This is a genomic window from Silicimonas algicola (genome assembly GCF_003148765.1).
GTDB lineage: Bacteria > Pseudomonadota > Alphaproteobacteria > Rhodobacterales > Rhodobacteraceae > Silicimonas > Silicimonas algicola.
In genome coordinates this window covers 213,617-230,433 of sequence record NZ_QGGV01000001.1, presented here as the reverse complement: position 1 = coordinate 230,433, position 16,817 = coordinate 213,617, and the positions used below count along the sequence as shown (strand labels likewise).

At 64.6% G+C, this 16,817-nt stretch carries 16 protein-coding genes and 1 pseudogene; 6 read left to right on the top strand and 11 right to left on the bottom strand.

What is annotated here, in order from left to right; translation table 11 throughout:
• The first annotated feature begins 118 nt into the window (after positions 1–118).
• Together C8D95_RS01095 and C8D95_RS01090 are read left to right on the top strand one after the other, a co-directional pair.
• Positions 119–2,617 carry a GcvT family protein gene (locus tag C8D95_RS01095; RefSeq protein WP_109757301.1) on the top strand — a complete coding sequence of 833 codons (2,499 nt, stop codon included), beginning with the start codon at positions 119–121 and terminating at the stop codon, positions 2,615–2,617.
• A 43-nt stretch (positions 2,618–2,660) separates the two neighbouring features.
• Positions 2,661–3,347, top strand: a complete 687-nt coding sequence (locus C8D95_RS01090; protein ID WP_109757300.1) for a hypothetical protein — start codon at positions 2,661–2,663, stop codon at positions 3,345–3,347.
• 111 nt (positions 3,348–3,458) lie between these two features.
• Here C8D95_RS01090 and rpmB read toward each other — a convergent pair whose 3' ends face one another.
• Together rpmB and meaB are read right to left on the bottom strand one after the other, a co-directional pair.
• The gene (rpmB, locus tag C8D95_RS01085; RefSeq protein WP_109757299.1) at positions 3,459–3,746 is read right to left on the bottom strand and encodes a 50S ribosomal protein L28; all 288 of its coding nucleotides are present in this window, start codon (positions 3,744–3,746) and stop codon (positions 3,459–3,461) included.
• A 134-nt stretch (positions 3,747–3,880) separates the two neighbouring features.
• Positions 3,881–4,867, bottom strand: a complete 987-nt coding sequence (gene meaB, locus C8D95_RS01080) for a methylmalonyl Co-A mutase-associated GTPase MeaB (protein WP_109757298.1) — start codon at positions 4,865–4,867, stop codon at positions 3,881–3,883.
• A 90-nt stretch (positions 4,868–4,957) separates the two neighbouring features.
• Between meaB and hrpB the strand changes: the two genes are divergently transcribed.
• A complete protein-coding gene (gene hrpB, locus C8D95_RS01075; RefSeq protein WP_109757297.1) occupies positions 4,958–7,351 on the top strand; it encodes an ATP-dependent helicase HrpB in 2,394 nt (797 codons plus the stop codon).
• Between the two features lie 49 nt (positions 7,352–7,400).
• Here the strand turns inward: hrpB and C8D95_RS01070 are convergent, their stop codons facing one another.
• From C8D95_RS01070 to pgsA, 4 genes are read right to left on the bottom strand one after another with little or no spacing between them, the layout of a single operon-like run.
• Positions 7,401–7,709: a hypothetical protein gene (locus C8D95_RS01070; protein ID WP_146202972.1), complete on the bottom strand. Its 309-nt coding sequence runs from the start codon at positions 7,707–7,709 to the stop codon at positions 7,401–7,403.
• Positions 7,710–7,722: 13 nt separating this feature from the next.
• A complete protein-coding gene (locus C8D95_RS01065) occupies positions 7,723–8,163 on the bottom strand; it encodes a molybdenum cofactor biosynthesis protein MoaE (RefSeq protein ID WP_109757918.1) in 441 nt (146 codons plus the stop codon).
• Between the two features lie 4 nt (positions 8,164–8,167).
• Positions 8,168–8,416 (bottom strand): molybdopterin converting factor subunit 1, encoded by a 249-nt coding sequence (gene moaD, locus C8D95_RS01060; RefSeq protein ID WP_109757295.1) that lies wholly within the window; start codon positions 8,414–8,416, stop codon positions 8,168–8,170.
• On the bottom strand, positions 8,413–9,093 hold the full coding sequence (gene pgsA, locus C8D95_RS01055) for a CDP-diacylglycerol--glycerol-3-phosphate 3-phosphatidyltransferase (RefSeq protein WP_109757294.1): 681 nt from the start codon (positions 9,091–9,093) through the stop codon (positions 8,413–8,415). The genes moaD and pgsA overlap by 4 nt, the downstream gene beginning before the upstream one ends.
• A gap of 115 nt (positions 9,094–9,208) precedes the next feature.
• On the opposite strand from pgsA, the gene trhA reads away from it, so the two are divergent.
• From trhA to C8D95_RS22410, 3 genes and pseudogenes are all read left to right on the top strand, one after another.
• Positions 9,209–9,868, top strand: a complete 660-nt coding sequence (trhA, locus tag C8D95_RS01050) for a PAQR family membrane homeostasis protein TrhA (RefSeq protein ID WP_241239776.1) — start codon at positions 9,209–9,211, stop codon at positions 9,866–9,868.
• 80 nt (positions 9,869–9,948) lie between these two features.
• Positions 9,949–10,737: pseudogene (locus C8D95_RS22415) on the top strand (aminomethyltransferase family protein); the annotation flags it as partial.
• Positions 10,726–11,052 carry a glycine cleavage T C-terminal barrel domain-containing protein gene (locus C8D95_RS22410; protein WP_478403545.1) on the top strand — a complete coding sequence of 109 codons (327 nt, stop codon included), beginning with the start codon at positions 10,726–10,728 and terminating at the stop codon, positions 11,050–11,052. The pseudogene C8D95_RS22415 and the gene C8D95_RS22410, both read left to right, overlap by 12 nt.
• Before the next feature lie 3 nt (positions 11,053–11,055).
• Here C8D95_RS22410 and C8D95_RS01040 read toward each other — a convergent pair whose 3' ends face one another.
• From C8D95_RS01040 to C8D95_RS01020, 5 genes are all read right to left on the bottom strand, one after another.
• Positions 11,056–11,886, bottom strand: a complete 831-nt coding sequence (locus tag C8D95_RS01040) for a DUF6544 family protein (protein WP_109757292.1) — start codon at positions 11,884–11,886, stop codon at positions 11,056–11,058.
• Positions 11,887–11,902: 16 nt separating this feature from the next.
• Positions 11,903–13,771, bottom strand: coding sequence for an excinuclease ABC subunit UvrC (gene uvrC / locus C8D95_RS01035; protein ID WP_109757291.1), 1,869 nt, complete (start codon positions 13,769–13,771; stop codon positions 11,903–11,905).
• Positions 13,772–14,034: 263 nt separating this feature from the next.
• Positions 14,035–14,820, bottom strand: a complete 786-nt coding sequence (locus tag C8D95_RS01030; RefSeq protein WP_109757290.1) for an SDR family oxidoreductase — start codon at positions 14,818–14,820, stop codon at positions 14,035–14,037.
• On the bottom strand, positions 14,817–15,767 hold the full coding sequence (locus C8D95_RS01025) for a calcium/sodium antiporter (RefSeq protein WP_109757289.1): 951 nt from the start codon (positions 15,765–15,767) through the stop codon (positions 14,817–14,819). The genes C8D95_RS01030 and C8D95_RS01025 overlap by 4 nt, the downstream gene beginning before the upstream one ends.
• A gap of 166 nt (positions 15,768–15,933) precedes the next feature.
• Positions 15,934–16,731, bottom strand: coding sequence for a S49 family peptidase (locus C8D95_RS01020; RefSeq protein ID WP_109757917.1), 798 nt, complete (start codon positions 16,729–16,731; stop codon positions 15,934–15,936).
• Positions 16,732–16,817: the final 86 nt, after the last annotated feature.

Genomic DNA, 16,817 nt, shown 5'->3' with positions numbered 1-16,817 from the left:
GCCAGTCCCGCGCCGCCAAGAGGATGCGCGTCGCTTTCACAACCTTTCCTGTCGGTTGAACCTGACGCGCAACAGACCTTTCGGGTTTAATCCGCGCAAGTCAGGAAGGAATCGGCTCATGAAGACCCATGTGAAGGCCCTTGTCGTCGGCGGCGGCGCGGTCGGAACCTCTATCGCCTATCACCTCGCCAAAGCGGGGTGGAAAGACGTGATGCTGCTGGAGCGGGACGAGCTGACTTCGGGGTCCACTTGGCACGCGGCGGGTCTTCTGCCTTATTTCAACATGAGTTTCGCCACGACGCATATCCACGACTACTCGATCAAGTTCTACAAGACGCTGGAGGAAGAGACCGGCCTCAATCCGGGGTTCTATGTCGTGGGCAATCTTCGCATGGCGCAAAGCGCTGCGCGGATGGACGAGTACATGCTCTACGCCACGACGGCCGAGACCTGTGGAGTGCCTTTCCAGTGGCTGACCCCTGACCAGATCAGGGAGCGGTGGCCGCTGGTCAGAACCGACGATCTGGAGGGCGCGATCTATCACCCGACGGACGGCTACATCAACCCCGCCGACGTGACCCAGGCAATGGCCAAGGGTGCTCGGATGAACGGCGTCGAGATCGAGCGGCGCTGGCAGGTGGACGGATACACCTGGACCGGCGACCACTGGGACGTCACATGTTCGAAGATGGTCGAGAAGGGCGGAAACCTGATCGCCTCGGACGAGCAGGTGGTGATCCACGCCGAACATGTCGTGACGGCGACGGGAAACCACGCGCAACGGACCGCGCGCCTTCTGGGTCTCAGGATTCCCGCAATCCCCGTCGAGCATCAGTACATCGTCACCGAACCCGACCCGGCCTTGGTGGAATGGCGCAAGACCAACCCCCAGCACCCGGTCCTGCGCGATGCAGACGCCAAGTGGTACGTCCGCGAAGAGCGGGGCGGTTGGATCCTCGGGCCCTACGAGCGCAACGCGCCGGCGCGCTTTGAATACGGCGTGCCCGACAGTTTCCGCGCCGACCTCTTCCCCCTCGACCTCGAACGGATCGAGGAAGAATACATGGCGATGATCCATCGCATTCCCTCGTCCGAGGAGGTGGGCCTGAAGGACGATTTCAACGGTCCGATCTGCTACACTCCGGACGGCAACCCGCTTCTCGGACCCGCACCGGGCCTCCGCAACATGTGGCTGGCGGAGGGCTTCAGCTTCGGCATCACGGCGGCCGGCGGCACGGGGCACTACCTCGCTCAGCTCATGGTCGAAGGCGAGGCGGAAATCGACATGGCCTCGCTCGATCCCAAGCGCTATGGTCCCTGGATGACGACCGAGTATGCCGCCCGGAAGAACGAGGAGGCCTACGAGCACGTCTACATCCTGCACCATCCCGACGAGGAACGACCGGCCTGCCGGCCCTTGCGCACCGCGCCCGCCTATGACCGGCAGAAGGCGCTCGGCGCGCAGTTCGGCCACGTGAACGGCTGGGAGCGGCCGATCTACTACGGCCCGAAGGACGCACACGAGACCTTCGATCACGACGCGCGCAGTTTCCGCCGCGGCGGCTGGTGGCACTACGCCGAGGCCGAGGCGAAGGCGATCCGCGAGGGTGCGGGCCTGATCGACGCGACGGCCTTCGCCAAGCACCGCATCAGCGGGCCCGGCGCGACAGCTTTCCTCGACTGGTTCACGACGAACCGCCTGCCGAAGGTGGGTCGCATCAACCTGACCTATGCCCTCACGTCTGCGGGAACGACGCGGACGGAATACACAATCGTCCGGCAGGCCGAGGACGACTATTACCTCGTCTCGGCTGGGGCGTGGGCTGCGTACGACCAGGACTTCCTCTACAAAGCCATCATGGAGAAGGAGAAGGATTTCGGGCGGATCAACAAGGAGGATGTCACCACGCAGTGGGGCGTGCTTGCCATCGCCGGACCGAAGTCACGCGCCATCCTGAACGGGCTGATCAAGGACGCCGACGCTTCGACCGTCCTGTCCAACAAGCGCTTTCCCTGGCTATCTTGCAGGGAAATCGAGCTCGGCATGGTGCCTGTCCGGGCGATCCGCGTCGCCTACACAGGCGAACTCGGATGGGAACTGCACCACCCGATCGAGATGCAGAACCACCTGTGGGATCGCCTCATGGAGGCCGGCGCCGAACATGGGCTCACTCCGGTCGGTGCTCGGGCCCAGAACTGGCTTCGGCAGGAGAAATCCTATCGCGCCTTCGGGACCGAACTTGGCCGCGACGCCACGCCTCTCGAAGCCGGCCTCGACCGTTTCGTGGATCTGACGAAAAAGTTCTACGGCAAGGCGGAGATGCAGGCGAAAGGCCTTAGGTCGATGTGCGTCACGCTTCTGATCGACGGCCCGGACGACGCCGACCCCTGGGGGCGGGAGGCGCTCTACGACGGGGAGCGTCGCATAGGCCGCCTGACCTCGGGCGGGTACTCGGTCGCCTTCGGGAAGTCGATCGGGATGGGCTATGTTCCGACCGAACTCGCCGCGCCCGGCACGCAGCTGAAGGTCAGGATGTTCGACCGGCTGTGGGATGCCGAGGTGACAGTGGATTCACCCTACGACCCTGAGAACAGGACGATTCGGGTGGATGGCTGAGGGACGCCCCCGACGAAGGAGGTTTCGGCGCAGCGGCGCATTCGTGGCTTTTCTCGTGAATGCTGCCTTTGCGACCGCGATCCTGAGCGTGCCGTTTCCCGGTCTCCATCGTGCGCTCTATCCCGAAGCCTTCGGACTGAGCGAGATCGCACCGCGCGTCTGGACCGACGCTCCAGATCGCGCGGAAGAACTGCTTGGCATGGCTGAGGCCGCCCGCGCGAATGTCGTGTCGTTCTTCGGCGACGACCCGCCGCGGCCCACCCTGATCCTCTGCGCGACGCGGGCCTGCGCTGACGACTTCGGCGTGGGAGGCAACGGGCTCGCCGTTGCGGACGTGATCGTTGCGGTGTCGCCCGGGGGACTGACGCGCGGCACCCTGACCCACGAGATGATGCACGCGAGGCTTCACCGGCGCCTCGGACTCGCTGCGATCCTGCGTCAGCCCTACCCGACCTGGTTCGACGAGGGGCTCGCGACCCATGTGTCCGGCCAACCCGCCTGGCGTGGCACGGTTACCGACGAGGCGCGTGATCGCGTCCGCCAGGTGACGCGCTTCTGGCGATGGCGCGACGCCATGAATGAGTTGGGTGTCGGCCCCGCCTATGGGGCGGCAGCGGCGGAAGTGGCGGCGATCGAGGCTTTGGCGGGGCGGGAGGGGCTCCTGGAGCTGATCCGGAGGGCCGAAGCAGGGGACGATTTCGACCGGCTTCTTCGGGATATCACGGGTTGACCGGGGATGTGTCCCCCACCGCGAAGTGCTTGGAGGTCGATCCAAGAGCCGTACGGGGAAACAAAAAGCCCCGCCGAAGCGGGGCCTGCGTTTACCTGCCGTTCGAAAGCGTCAGGCGGCCGCCTGGGCCTTGACGATCTCTTTCTTGATCTTCAGCGCGTTCGCGCTCAACTCGACGTCCTTCGCCTTCATCAGGTAGGCATCGAGGCCCCCACGATGGTCGACGGTGCGCAGAGCGGCCGACGACACGCGAAGCCGGAAGGTCCGTCCGAGCGATTCCGACATCAGTGCGGTTTCCGTCAGGTTCGGAAGGAACCGGCGGCGGGTCTTGTTGTGGGCATGGCTGACGTTGTTGCCCGACATCGGGCCTTTTCCAGTCAGTTCGCAGCGGCGCGACATATCATATACCTCGGTTCGTCTCGGTCGAAGGGCGTTGGCCCTAATGCAAAGGGGCAGCGCCATCGGCCCTGCCCGAGAATCCGTTCGCGGGGGATAGGGGGAATTGCACGGACCGTCAAGACCGGAACGCCAGATCAGGTGTCCTTGAGGCGACGCAGGACCTCTGCTGCCGCCGACGAAGGACTGCGGTCGCCCCTGGAGACCGCGCGCCCCAACTCGGTCATCGCGGTATCGGAGGAAGAGTCGTCACGCAGACGGGCGAGAAGGCCTTGGCGGACCTCGTCCTCGAACCAGCGCGTCGCCTGGCGCGCGCGCCGGTCCGCCCAGTCGCCCGTCTCGCGGCGGAAGTCGGCCAGGGTCTGCATTGCAGCCCAGGCCTCGGCGAGGCCTCTGTTCTCCAGCGCCGACACAGTCAGCACCTTCGGAAAGCCAGGTGCGTCGCCATCCCGCCGCCTCAGAAGCCTGAGCGCCCCCGAATAGTCTGCCGCCGTTCGGGTCGCGGCCGCTTTCAGATCGCCGTCGGCCTTGTTGACGAGGATAAGGTCCGCGGTCTCCATGATGCCGCGCTTCACGCCCTGAAGCTCGTCGCCGCCCGCAGGCGCAATAAGCAGGACGAAGAGGTCGGACATCTCGGCGACTATGGTCTCGGACTGCCCGACGCCGACCGTCTCGATCAGGACGACGTCGAACCCCGCCGCCTCGCAAAGTGCCACGGCGTCGCGGGTTCGGCGGGCAACGCCACCCAGATGGGTCTGACTGGGAGAAGGCCTGATAAAGGCATTGGGGTCCCGGGAGAGGCGTTCCATCCGGGTCTTGTCGCCGAGGATCGAGCCGCCGGTGCGGGTCGAGGAAGGGTCGACGGCGAGGACGGCGACACGCAGGCCCTGCCCTGTCAACATCAACCCGAAAGCCTCGATGAACGTCGACTTGCCGACACCGGGCGTTCCCGAGAGGCCTATGCGCAAAGCTTCCCGGCGAGACCGCGCGAGATCCTCGAGCAATGCGTCGGAGGCCGCGCGATCGTCCGCACGACGGCTTTCGACAAGTGTGATCGCGCGGGCCAGCGCCCGGCGGTCGCCCTGCCGGATACGCTCGGCGATTTCTGCGGTCGACGTCGTCATCGGCGCGGACCCTGCACGGACTGCAGGCCGCTGTCCAGACAGGGGATCTGCCTCTTTGCCCGTGACCGCGAGCCGGAGTATTGGCTGAGAATGGACGCTCTGCCGATAGACGACGCCTTGCCCGACCTCATCGCCGCCCTTCGCGAGCGGCGGCAGGCGGTGCTGCAGGCGCCTCCAGGTGCAGGCAAGACGACGCGGGTTCCCTTGGCCCTGCTCGACGCTGGTCTGACTGCCGGACGCATCGTGATGCTCGAGCCACGCCGGATCGCGGCACGCACGGCCGCAGAGCGGATGGCGGCGACGCTCGGTGAAGAGGTCGGACAGACGGTCGGATACCGTATCCGAGGCGAGGCGAAGGTGTCGCCTGCGACCCGGATAGAGGTGGTGACCGAGGGCATCCTGACGCGGACGATGCAGCGGGATCCGTCGCTGTCCGGCGTCGGGGCCGTGATCTTCGACGAGTTCCACGAACGGTCGCTCAATGCCGATCTCGGCCTCGCACTTGCGCTCGAGGTGAGGCAAGCCTTGCGCGAGGATCTCCTGCTGCTGGTCATGTCAGCGACGCTTGAGGCTGGACCCGTAGCGCAATTGATGGGCAATGCGCCGGTGGTGACCTCGGTCGGGCGGAGTTATCCGGTCGATACGCGCTGGCTTGACAGGCCACGAGGACGCGAGGCGCGTTTCGATGCCGACCTTGCCGCTCTCGTCAGGCAGGCGCTGACCGAAGAAGAGGGTTCCGTGCTGGCGTTCCTCCCGGGCGAGGGCGAGATACGTCGTGTGGCGCGTCTTCTGGGGGACGCGGGCGGCGTCGAGGTGTTGCCGCTCTATGGCGCCCTGCCCTTCGTCGAACAGAGGCGCGCCCTGACGCCGTCCGGCCATCGGCGCGTCGTGCTTGCGACCGCAATCGCCGAGACCTCGCTGACCTTGCCGGACATCAGGATCGTGGTCGACGGCGGACTGGCGCGGCGGGCGCGGTTCGATCCGGGTTCTGGCATGTCGCGGCTGTTGACCGAGCGGGTCACGAAGGCAGAAGCCGACCAGAGGCGCGGGCGGGCCGGTCGCGTCGCACCCGGAGTGTGCTTCCGTCTCTGGACGAAGGGAGAGGAGGGCGCTTTGGCCCCTTTCCCTCCCGCCGAGATCGAGACCGCGGATCTCGCGGCACTTGCCCTGTCGCTGGCGGAATGGGGCAGCGGCGACTTGCCCTTCCTGACCGCACCTCCCGAAGGCGCACTGCTCAGAGCGCGCGAATTGCTGAGGGACCTGGACGCGCTCGACGCGGAGGGGCGGATCACGCCGCACGGACGCGCGCTGGCCGCGATGCCGCTTCACCCCAGGCTCGGGCACATGCTGGCGCGGGCGGGCCGTGGGGCGGCCCTGCTGGCGGCTCTGCTCTCGGATGGAGACCCTTTGCGCGGGGCCGGGGCGGACCTGGGCACGCGACTTGCGGCTCTCAAGGGGAGAGACCGCACTCCGACGCTGGACCGCATTCGCGCCGAGGCGCGACGGCTGGAGAAGTCCGCCGGGGATGGCATCGTCATCGACCCTGCCGAGCAGGCGGCGCTCGCCTATCCTGATCGGATCGCGCTTCGCCGTCCAGACGCGGCACCGCGCTGGCTCACCTCGGGCGGCAAGGGGGTGAAGATGGATGCGGCAGACCCACTCGCGGGGACGCGTCTAATTGTCGTGACGGACACGGACGGTCATCCGACGGAAGCGACCATTCGAACGGCGCTGCCCCTGTCCGAGGCCGCTGTACGAACCCTCTATTCGTCCCGAATCGTAGAGGTGCGGGAGGCGCGGTGGTCGCAGGCCGATGGCCGCGTCGTGGCCACCGTCGAGGAAAGGCTGGGTGCGCTTGTCCTATCGACGCGGCCGTGGACCGATGTTCCGTCCGACTTAGTGGCGCTTGCGATGCTGGATGGGGTGCGGGCCCTGGGTCTGGGCCTCTCATCGACCGCGAAAGGGCTGCAGGCGCGAGTGAAGCTTTTGCGCGACGCGGGTCACGATCTCGCGGACCTATCGGACGAGACCCTGTTGACGGAGACCGAGGTCTGGCTTCTCGCTTACATTGACGGTGTGCGGACCGCAGGTGAGTGGAAGGCGTTCGACCTGACGTTTGCGCTGGATGCGAGGCTCGGACATGCAGGCCGTAGGCTGGTTGACCGCGAGGCTCCGGCGCACTTCGAGACGCCCCTGGGACGGCGCATCGCCATCGACTATGGCGGCGACGCGCCCGAGATCTCCCTGAGGCTTCAGGAAATGTTCGGCGTCACGCGTCATCCCGTCGTCGCGGGACGTCCCTTGCGAGTGACGCTTCTGTCGCCTGCCGGTCGACCCGTGCAGACCACGATGGACCTGCCGGGTTTCTGGTCCTCGTCTTACGCAGAGGTACGGAAGGACATGCGCGGACGTTATCCGAAGCATCCCTGGCCGGAAGATCCGACCGCCGCGAACCCGACCTTGCGCGCAAAGCCGAGGTCGTGACGCCGACGCGCGCAGGTGTGGAGCGCGCCGTTTCTAAAGAACGCAGTGGTCAGTACGACGACATCGGGAAGGGGAACTCCTCCTCGTCGCCTTCCGTCCAGTTGCGATACCCGTTGAAGGCGCCGCCGGTGGTGCGCTCGTCCCCGAAGCTCTCGGTCAGCGTGCCGGCCTGGCCGCCGCCGATCTCGGACCCGTTGTCTCGGTAGACCGCGCTCTGGAACCCGAGTTCCCCCTTGTAGCGACCGTCGACGTAGAACGAACCGGCCACGCGGCTGCCCTCGATCGAGCCGTCTAAGGGCAGAAGCGGGGAAATGTCGCCGCACCTTAAATTTCTAAACGACGTCGCGGGGCGGCGCATCTCAGTACGGCAACTACCAGCGGTTCAGAGCGACATCGTCTTCGGTCCGGGCCTCTACCCACCCCTCGCCGTCGGAGCCGAACTCCTTCTTCCAGAACGGCGCTCGGGATTTGAGGTAATCCATCAAGAACTCGGCCGCGGCAAAGGCATCCGCCCTGTGACGCGCCGCCGTGACGACCATCATGATCTGGTCGCCGGGCACCAAAGTACCGAAACGATGGATGATTCCGGCCCCGTCCAGCGCAAAGCGCGTCAGAGCCTCGTTCCGAATCGAGGTCAACGCCTTCTCGGTCATGCCAGGATAATGTTCGATTTCCATACGCGACAGCGTTCCGCCCTCGTCGCGCACGAGACCCGAGAAGGTGACGACGGCCCCTGAATGGGAGTGAGCCGCGGTAAAGGCCTGTAGCTCTTCGCCCATGTCGAACGGTTCGGACTGCACGCGGACGGACACGGCTTCAACCACCGGTCATTGGCGGGAAGAATGCAACCTCGCGCGCACCGGCAAGAGGCGTGTTCATGTCCGTCAGCTCCTGATCGACGGCCACGCGAACCGACGACATGTCCGAGAACGCCAGAGCATGGGCATCACTGCGCCCCTTCAGCTCGGTGACGAGGTCGGCCACGGTCGCTGCGTCAGTTTCGACCCTCTCCTTCGGAGCGCCGATGCGTTCACGCAGCCAGGCGAAATAGAGAACGTCGATCATGCGTTGTCCCGCAGATAGGGGAGCGCCTTGCGGAAGTAGTCCAGACCCGTGACGAGCGTCAGGAAAGCGGCGACCCACAGAAGGCCGACGCCGACCCACCACGTCACCCAGTAAAGCGAGTCGATCAGGCGCAGGTTCAGGGGATCGTCCCCGCCGGTCATCACCGACTGATATGTCAGCGCATCCATCCCCACAGAGCGCTCGACGAGCATGTGCTCGAAGACGCCGGTGCCGAAGAGGATGCCGATAGCCACCATCTGCGCCGTCGTCTTCCACTTGGCAAGTTTGGTCACCTTGAGCGTGCCAGCGGTATCCCCGAGAAATTCACGAAGACCCGAGACGAAGACTTCGCGGAAGATGATGGCGGTGGCCGGCAGCAGGATCCAGGGGTCCATCCCGTCGGAACGATGCACGCCCGAGAGACCAGCGATGAGAACCAGAGCGATCACCACCATCGCCTTGTCGGCGATCGGGTCCAGCATGGCGCCGAATTTCGATTCCTGTTTCCACAACCGCGCGAGGTAGCCGTCGAACCAGTCGGTGATCGCGGCTCCGACAAACAGGAACAGCGCAAACCAGTCGGCCCAGGGGCGCGTGAAATAGAGGAACAGGATCACAACGCCTGGCGCAGCCAGGAAGCGAAGCGTCGTGAGGATGTTCGGGATGGTCCAGGTCATGGTCCTGAATTAGTCGCGCAAGCGTCAAAGGGGAAGGCCTTGACCCGGCGGAGTTCCGCGCGATCCTGTCATGGAGGTTTAATTTTGGTGATCTAGATCGTCCGTCATGAGTCCGATGAGTAAAAAACGCATCTACAGCCGGTCCGAGTACATCTCGGACCTGGTGGTTCACGTGGCAGGCATCGTTGCGGTCCTCGCCGCGGTCCCGGCCGCGATCCTGATTGCCGCGACGTTTCCGACGAGCGACTGGAATGTCACGGCTGCCAGCGTCTATGGCGCGGGTCTTGCCGCGATGATCGTGTGCTCGGCACTTTACAACATCTTCCAGCACGAAGAATGGGAGTGGCTGCTGAAACGGCTCGACCATTCCGCGATCTACCTCAAGATAGCAGGCACCTATACGGCGTTCGTCCTCGTCGCGGGCGAAGGCGCGTGGATCGCCGTCTCTCTCTGGGCGACCGCCGTCGCCGGCATAACGCTCAAGCTCGTCAGTCCGTACAGGTTCAGGGCTGTCAGCTTGGCGCTCTATCTCGGCATGGGCTGGTTGGCCGCATTGGCCGGGTGGGAGCTTTTCGCGTCCTTCCCACGCCCGGTGGTCATCCTGGTGGCGACTGGAGGAACGCTCTACACGATCGGCGTCGCGTTTCACCTGTGGCACCGGCTGCCGCACCACACCACGGTCTGGCACGTCTTCGTTCTCATGGCGAGCTTCACGATCTACGCGGGCTTCCTTGTCGCGATCATCGCGGGACGGGCGGCGCAGGCAGGCCTTTGAGGCCGAGGCCACTGGACGCCACCCTGGCTTGACGCTTCTATCCCGTAGCGTCGCATCGTCCGCCAAACGGAAGCCCTGCCATGTTCACCATCTCGCCCTCTGCCCGTCTACGCCCTTCGCCGTTCTACGGGGCAACGCTGGCCGAGGGCGTGTGCGCGATGACATCTTACAACAACATGCTGATGCCCACCTCCTACGGCGACCCTGACGAGGAGTACCGGCGCCTCATCGAGGGCGTGTCGATGTGGGACGTCGCAGTCGAGAGGCAAGTGCAGCTCAAGGGTCCGGACGCAGGTCGGCTGGCGCAAATCCTTTCCCCGCGCGACCTCTCGGCCTGCAAGGTCGGTCAGGGCAAGTACGTCCCGCTCTGCAATCATCGTGGCGTACTCATCAACGATCCGATCGTGATGAAGCGCGGTGACGACCTCTATTGGCTGTCCATCGCAGACAGCAACGTCTGGTTCTGGGCCGAAGCCATCGCGTGCGAACGGGGGCTGGACGTCGAGGTCAGCGAGCCCGACGTCTCTCCCCTCGCCGTTCAGGGACCGAAGGCCGAGGAGGTCGTCGCCGCCCTTTTCGGCGACTGGGTGCGCGACCTGAAGTATTTCTGGTTTGCCGATGCCCGGATTGACGGCATCCCCGTCGTCGTCGCGCGCTCGGGCTAGTCGAAGCAGGGGGGGTTCGAGATCTACCTGACCGACGGCTCGAAGGGAACGTCGCTCTGGAACATCGTGCGCGAGGCCGGGCGGCCTTTCGAAATCGGGCCCGGCAACCGGAACTGGTGCGAGAGGATCGAGAGCGGACTTCTGTCCTGGGGGGGCGACACCGACGACCGGACCAATACTTTCGAGGTGCGGATGGAGAAATACATCGACCTAGACGTGCCGGACGACACTGTGGGAATCGAAGCTCTGCGCCGGATAGCGGCCGAGGGGCCCGCACGTCATCAACTGGGCGTCGTGCTGGACGAGGGCGAGAAGGCGCAGCCCGCCTTTACGTGGAACGATATCGAGATGGACGGGACCAAGGTCGGCGATCTGACGAACTGTACCTGGTCGCGTCGGATGAAGCGCAACATCGGCTTCGCGCTGATCTCGGTCTCGGCGCAGGCGGGCGATCGAGTGGTTGTCCGCCGCGAGGACGGACCTATCGGAGGGTCGCTGTGCGAGCTCCCCTTCCTGTGAAGTTCAGCGCAGGGTGACGGCGGTGATCCGCACGCGATAGAACGGAAAGTATTCGGGCGTCCCGATGTGATTTCCGCCCTCGACACGCGTGGCCAACCGGTAGCCGCCGAAATCGCGGTGATCCGACAGCGTGCCCCCGAAGGGTTGCAGGCGATACTTATGGTCGGGGTTAGCGTCGCTCCAACGGTCGATCGTGACGCGAAGGGGGGCGCCATCGTCGTCCACGTCGATGCTCACGCTCTGTATGAGACCCGCAAAGCTGACGGTGGCGCGGGCGGTGTCGGGTCCGGTGGCGTCCCACGTCACGCTCTTTGACGGGAGAAGGGTCGCGGGCGACCAGATCGCCGCTTCCGCCACGACGCGGCCGAAGGCCGAGCGGCGGTGGTCGGGCGTGCCGGACAAGCGTGCGACCGGCAGAAGATGCGCCACCCAGAAGCGCGTCCACGAGGTTTCGGGCAAAGCTCCGTCAGAGCCGGAAATGAGTTTTCCGCCAACGCGCCAGACGAAGCCTTCCGGCGCCACAAGAATCTGGCGCGCGCCGATGGGCTGACTCTTGGGGTCCCTTGCGTCCCCCAGGCAAAGATCGCCTTCCATCGTCAGTTCCACGACGCGGGCGAGAGGCGCGCCCGGCGTCATGGAATAGGCGAAATACCGGCGGGCGGGCTCGGGCAGGTCGGCGATCATCGCAGGGTCGAAGAACCGCGGCGCAGGATCCGCAAGAGAGGCGAGCCGCCTCCAGGCCGCACTCGCGCGAAGGACGTCCGACACACGCCAAACGATCAGCGCGACGAGGAGCAGGAGGAGGGAGGCGACAGCGATCTCGATCAGGATCATGTGTGCCTCTACCCCGTCAGCCCTTCTCGTGGAAGTAGTCGTAGATCGTTTCGGCCAGTTGGTCCGAGATCCCGTCCACTGCTTTCAGGTCCGCCAGGTCCGCTCGGCTGACGGCCTTGGCCGATCCGAAATGCGCGAGAAGGGCGCGTTTGCGCGTGGACCCTACGCCCGGCACATCGTCGAGGGGCGTCGCCCCAACGGCCTTCGACCGCTTCTGGCGGTGCGCGCCGATGGCGAAGCGGTGCGCCTCGTCCCGCAAACGCTGAACGAAGTAGAGAACTGGATCGCCCCGGCGCAGCGCGAAGGGACGCTGTCCTATGCGATGGAATTCCTCTTTGCCCGCGTCGCGGTCGACACCCTTGGCCACACCGATCATCGGGACGTCGTCGATGCCAAGGTCGGTGAGTATCTCGTGGACCGCAGTCACCTGCCCCTGCCCGCCATCGATCAGAAGAAGATCCGGCCAGGATGTCGACTGGCGGTCGGGGTCCTCTTTCAGAAGTCGCTTGAACCGCCGGGTGAGCACTTCCTTCATCATCCCGAAATCGTCGCCGGGCGTCAGTTCGTCGCCGCGGATGTTGAACTTGCGATACTGGCTTTTCAGGTAGCCCTCTTGTCCCGCGACGATCATCGCACCGACCGCATGCGCGCCTTGGATGTGGCTGTTGTCATAGACCTCGATCCGCTGCGGCGGGGCATCGAGGTCGAAGGCCTCCGCCAGTCCCGACAAAAGCTTGGTCTGCGTCGCAGTCTCGGACATCTTCCGGGCAAGACTTTCCCGCGCGTTGCGAAGCGCACCCGCGACAAGCTCCTTCTTCTCGCCCCGGACAGGCACTGCGATTTCGACCTTTCTGCCCGCTTTCTGAGACAGGGCCTCGCACATGAGGTCCGGATCCTCGATGCCATCGGACAGAAGGACGAGGCGGGGCGGGTCGTGGGTGTCGTAGAACTGGCCCACGAAAGCCTGCATGACCTCGGTCGCCTCGGCGCCCGAGCCCGTGCGGGGATAAAAATCGCGGTTGCCCCAGTTCTGGTTCGCGCGGATGAAGAACACCTGAACGCACGCCTGTCCGCCCTCCATGTGAAGAGCGATGACGTCCGCCTCGGGAACGCCCGAGGGGTTCACGTTCTGCGATCCCTGAATGAAGGTCAGCGCCTTCAGACGGTCGCGAAGGGCTGCTGCACGCTCGAACTCCATGTCACGGGACGCGAGTTGCATCTCGGCGGCCAGCTTGGCCTGCACGTTCGTCGTACGCCCCTGAAGGAAACGCTCGGCGTCGCGGACGAGGTCGTTGTAGTCCTCCTCGGAAACGTTGCCCACGCAGGGCGCGCTGCACCGCTTGATCTGGTAGAGTAGGCAGGGCCGCGTCCGGCTTTCGAAAGTCGCATCCGTGCAGCTGCGCAGAAGGAATACCTTCTGAAGCTGGTTCAGCACGCGGTTCACCGCACCGGCGCTGGCGAAGGGGCCATAGTAATCGCCCGTTTCCTTCTTGGCGCCTCGGTGCTTCTTGATCTGCGGGTAGGCATGTTCTTTCGAAACGAGGATATTGGGGAAGCTCTTGTCGTCGCGCAGAAGCACGTTGTAGCGCGGCTTTAGCTGCTTGATGAGATTCTGCTCCAGCAGCAGCGCCTCGGTCTCGGTCCGGGTCGTCAGGAACATCATGGACGCCGTTTCGCGGATCATGCGCGCGATGCGGGGACTGTGGCCCGTGGATCGTGCGTAGGACGAAACGCGCGCCTTCAGGTTGCGAGCCTTGCCGACGTACAAGACCGCGCCCTTGTCGTCGAGCATTCGGTAGACGCCCGGACTGGCGTCCAAAGACCTCAGGAAGGTCTGGATCGCGGCGTGGCCGTGCTTGGTCGGGCTGATCTCGGAAGCAGTCATGATTCTCGATTGGGCTGTCTGAAGCGGGCCGCAGAGACAAGTTTAAAACTGTCCACCGAAAGTGGGGATAAGTCTGAGGAGAACACGGGAACGGCTCTATTTTTCCTTTACATTCACATGGCTTCATTGATCTGCCTAATTTTTAGGCTTAAGCTTAACTAACTGATATCACATCGTATTATTTGGTTGTCGAAGCAAATCACTGAATTTCCTAAACAAATTGTAACGGTCTCGTGATGATGTGGACGATCTTGCGGCAGGCATCACTCGACGCCGCGGATGTCCGGCGTTTTCCAGGCCAGATGCTGGCCTCCGTCCACGCACAATAGCTGGCCCGTCACGGCAGGTGCGTCGAGGAAATACAGGAGCGCCCGCACGATGTCCGCAGGGTCGGCACCGCGCTCGAGGATTGTCGACCGGCGCTGGCCTTCGAAGTGCGCTTCCGACTGACGCGCGCCTTGCATCGTCGGTCCGGGACCTATGGCATTGACCCGGATACGCGGCGCAAGAGCCTGCGCCGAGGTCCGCGTCAATGCCCAAAGACCCATCTTGGCAATCGTATAGGACATGAAGTGGGGCGTAAGCTTGAGCACTCTCTGATCGATCATGTTGACGATCAGCGCTTCTGCCGTCGGCTCGTTCCATCGGCCGCCGAGAGTTGGCTCCGGCACCTGCGCCGCGAAGGCCTGCGTCAGCACGAAGGGTGCGCGCAGATTGGATTCGAGATGCCGGTCCCAGCTCTCGCGCGAGGCACTTTCGATGTTGTCGTACTCGAACACCGACGCCGAGTTGACGAGGACGGTCAGAGGCCCGCCCAGAGCGTCCCGCGCCAGCGGAACAAGGGCCTGCATGTCCGCCTCGACGGTAAGGTCCGCCCTCAGCGTCACCGCCCGAACGCCGGCTTGACGGATCTCGCCGGCTGTCGCCTGTGCCTCGTCCTCCGAGCCATGATAGTGGATCGCCACATCCAGCCCACGATGCGCCAGGGCCAGCGCCATCTCGCGCCCGAGCCGTTTCGCGCCTCCCGTGACGAGCGCCTGTCCTGTCATCCGTGCAGCACCACCATGACGATATAGATCGCATAGAGCCCGGTCAGAAGGAAACCCCAGCGTCGAGTGAGATCGAGGGACGAGGTGTAGACGAAGGGCGCCAGCAGAAGCGACGCGGCAAGCATTACCCAGAGGTCGAATGTCAGGAACGCGGGATCAACCGGGATCGAGCCGACCAAACTCGAGATACCGATGATCGCGAGCAGGTTGAAGACGTTCGAGCCGATGACGTTGCCAAGGGCAACGTCGGCCTGCCGGCGGATTGCGGCCATCAGCGTCGTGGCGAGTTCGGGCATCGAGGTGCCGATCGCCACGAGCGTCAGGCCTATCACGCTGTTCGATACACCAAATCGCTGCGCTATCTCGACGGCGGAATCCACAAGGAGGTTCGCGCCGATAGGCAGCCCGACAAGGCCCAGGATCAGAAAGGCGGCGATCTTCCAGCCGCGCATGGCTGGATCCGCGCCCTCGATGTCCTCCACATCAGACCCGTTCGAGCGACGGTGCCGAAGGGCGGACCGGGCCTGGCTGCCCAGAACGACGGCGAGGCACGCGAGAAGCACCAGCCCATGCAGCGGCCCTAGTGGACCCAGGAAGCACGCCGCGATGAAGACCAGGGTTCCCGCGATCATGTAGGCATAGCTCGAACGCGTGTCGAAATTAGCCGTGTGAAGGCGCGAGACGATCGCCGGCAAGCCCAGGACAAGGAGGATGTTCGCAGTATTCGATCCAACGACGTTGCCGAGTGCGAGACCGGGCGCGCCGCGCACCACCGCCTCGATCGAGACGAGAAGCTCGGGCGCTGAGGTCCCGAAGGCGACCACGGTGAGGCTGACGATCAAGGCCGGGATACCAAGCCTCAAGGCAACGTTAACGGCCCCCCGCACCAGAAGATCGCCCGCGACGAGCAGGATCACGAGCCCGAGGATCGCCGTCAGCCAGACCATCGGCCTATGATCTTCCGCAGGCGCAGGCGCCTTTACCGATCCGGTGTCGGCCGCAGGAGTCGCATTTGGCGCGGCGGAGGCCTTTCGGAAGGAGCAGGCTCAGTCGTCCGAACATCGCAAGGACGAGGACGACCACCAGGAACAGGGTGACGGCCTTCACCATGCGTCAGAGGCCGTACCGCGCCCAGATGGCCCGATCCTCGATCTCGGATAGGGCGTCGGAAAGGATGTCGCCCCCGATGCGGCTGAGGAACGGCTTCTTCTGCACGTAGGGACGCAGCACGACCTTGTCACCGTAAATCTCCTTCAGCTTCGGCACGAGGTGTGCCTCGCCATCGATCAGCCCCGTGGACAGCGCCTCGGAGCCGACCCAGACGTCGCCGTTGAAGAGGTCGCGATCTGGCGTCAGGCGGTCGCCACGGCGGGCACGGACGTGATCCATGAAGCCCTTATGGATGTGGGTCTGGATTTCCTTGAGTCGCGCCACGTCCTCGGGCTTTTCGGGCCGGAACGGATCGAGAAGGCTTTTCGACGTTCCTGCGGTATGTACGCGCCTCTCGATCCCGTGGCGCTCGATGAACTCGTGAAACCCGAAACTGGACGAGATGACGCCGATAGACCCGACGATGGAATGTGTGTCGACCCAGATATCGTCCGCAGCCGTGGCGATGTAGTAGCCTCCTGACGCGGCGACATCTTCGACGAAGGCATGGACAGGTATGCCCTTCTCGTCGGCCAGCCGCCGGATACGGGCCGCGATCAGAGAGGACTGCGAAGGGCTGCCGCCGGGTGAGTTGACCGACAAGGCGACGGCGACCGGCCTTCCTCGGGTGAAGGCGCGCTGGATCATCCCCGCAAGACCGGTATCCGAAAGCGCCCCACGCGTCCGGGCGGCGATGACGCCGTTCAGTCGCAGGACCGAAACGACAGGCGGTGCCTTGAGGAAGGGGATGAAGCGCCTCATGGGGCCGATGTAGGCCGTGCGACCTCGGGCAACAAGGTGAAAGGCTGCCTTTCCCAGCCCGCCCTGCAGACTAGGTGGCAGCTCGG

What these genes read in the sequence shown, in the direction of transcription:
- C8D95_RS01095 (WP_109757301.1), top strand. Translation starts at nt 119, where the DNA reads ATGAAGACCCATGTGAAGGCCCTTGTCGTCGGCGGCGGCGCGGTCGGA.
- rpmB (WP_109757299.1), bottom strand. Translation starts at nt 3,746, where the DNA reads ATGTCGCGCCGCTGCGAACTGACTGGAAAAGGCCCGATGTCGGGCAAC.
- meaB (WP_109757298.1), bottom strand. Translation starts at nt 4,867, where the DNA reads ATGACGACGTCGACCGCAGAAATCGCCGAGCGTATCCGGCAGGGCGAC.
- hrpB (WP_109757297.1), top strand. Translation starts at nt 4,958, where the DNA reads ATGGACGCTCTGCCGATAGACGACGCCTTGCCCGACCTCATCGCCGCC.
- C8D95_RS01070 (WP_146202972.1), bottom strand. Translation starts at nt 7,709, where the DNA reads ATGCGCCGCCCCGCGACGTCGTTTAGAAATTTAAGGTGCGGCGACATT.
- moaD (WP_109757295.1), bottom strand. Translation starts at nt 8,416, where the DNA reads ATGATCGACGTTCTCTATTTCGCCTGGCTGCGTGAACGCATCGGCGCT.
- pgsA (WP_109757294.1), bottom strand. Translation starts at nt 9,093, where the DNA reads ATGACCTGGACCATCCCGAACATCCTCACGACGCTTCGCTTCCTGGCT.
- trhA (WP_241239776.1), top strand. Translation starts at nt 9,209, where the DNA reads ATGAGTAAAAAACGCATCTACAGCCGGTCCGAGTACATCTCGGACCTG.
- C8D95_RS22410 (WP_478403545.1), top strand. Translation starts at nt 10,726, where the DNA reads ATGGAGAAATACATCGACCTAGACGTGCCGGACGACACTGTGGGAATC.
- C8D95_RS01040 (WP_109757292.1), bottom strand. Translation starts at nt 11,886, where the DNA reads ATGATCCTGATCGAGATCGCTGTCGCCTCCCTCCTCCTGCTCCTCGTC.
- uvrC (WP_109757291.1), bottom strand. Translation starts at nt 13,771, where the DNA reads ATGACTGCTTCCGAGATCAGCCCGACCAAGCACGGCCACGCCGCGATC.
- C8D95_RS01030 (WP_109757290.1), bottom strand. Translation starts at nt 14,820, where the DNA reads ATGACAGGACAGGCGCTCGTCACGGGAGGCGCGAAACGGCTCGGGCGC.
- C8D95_RS01025 (WP_109757289.1), bottom strand. Translation starts at nt 15,767, where the DNA reads ATGGTCTGGCTGACGGCGATCCTCGGGCTCGTGATCCTGCTCGTCGCG.
- C8D95_RS01020 (WP_109757917.1), bottom strand. Translation starts at nt 16,731, where the DNA reads ATGAGGCGCTTCATCCCCTTCCTCAAGGCACCGCCTGTCGTTTCGGTC.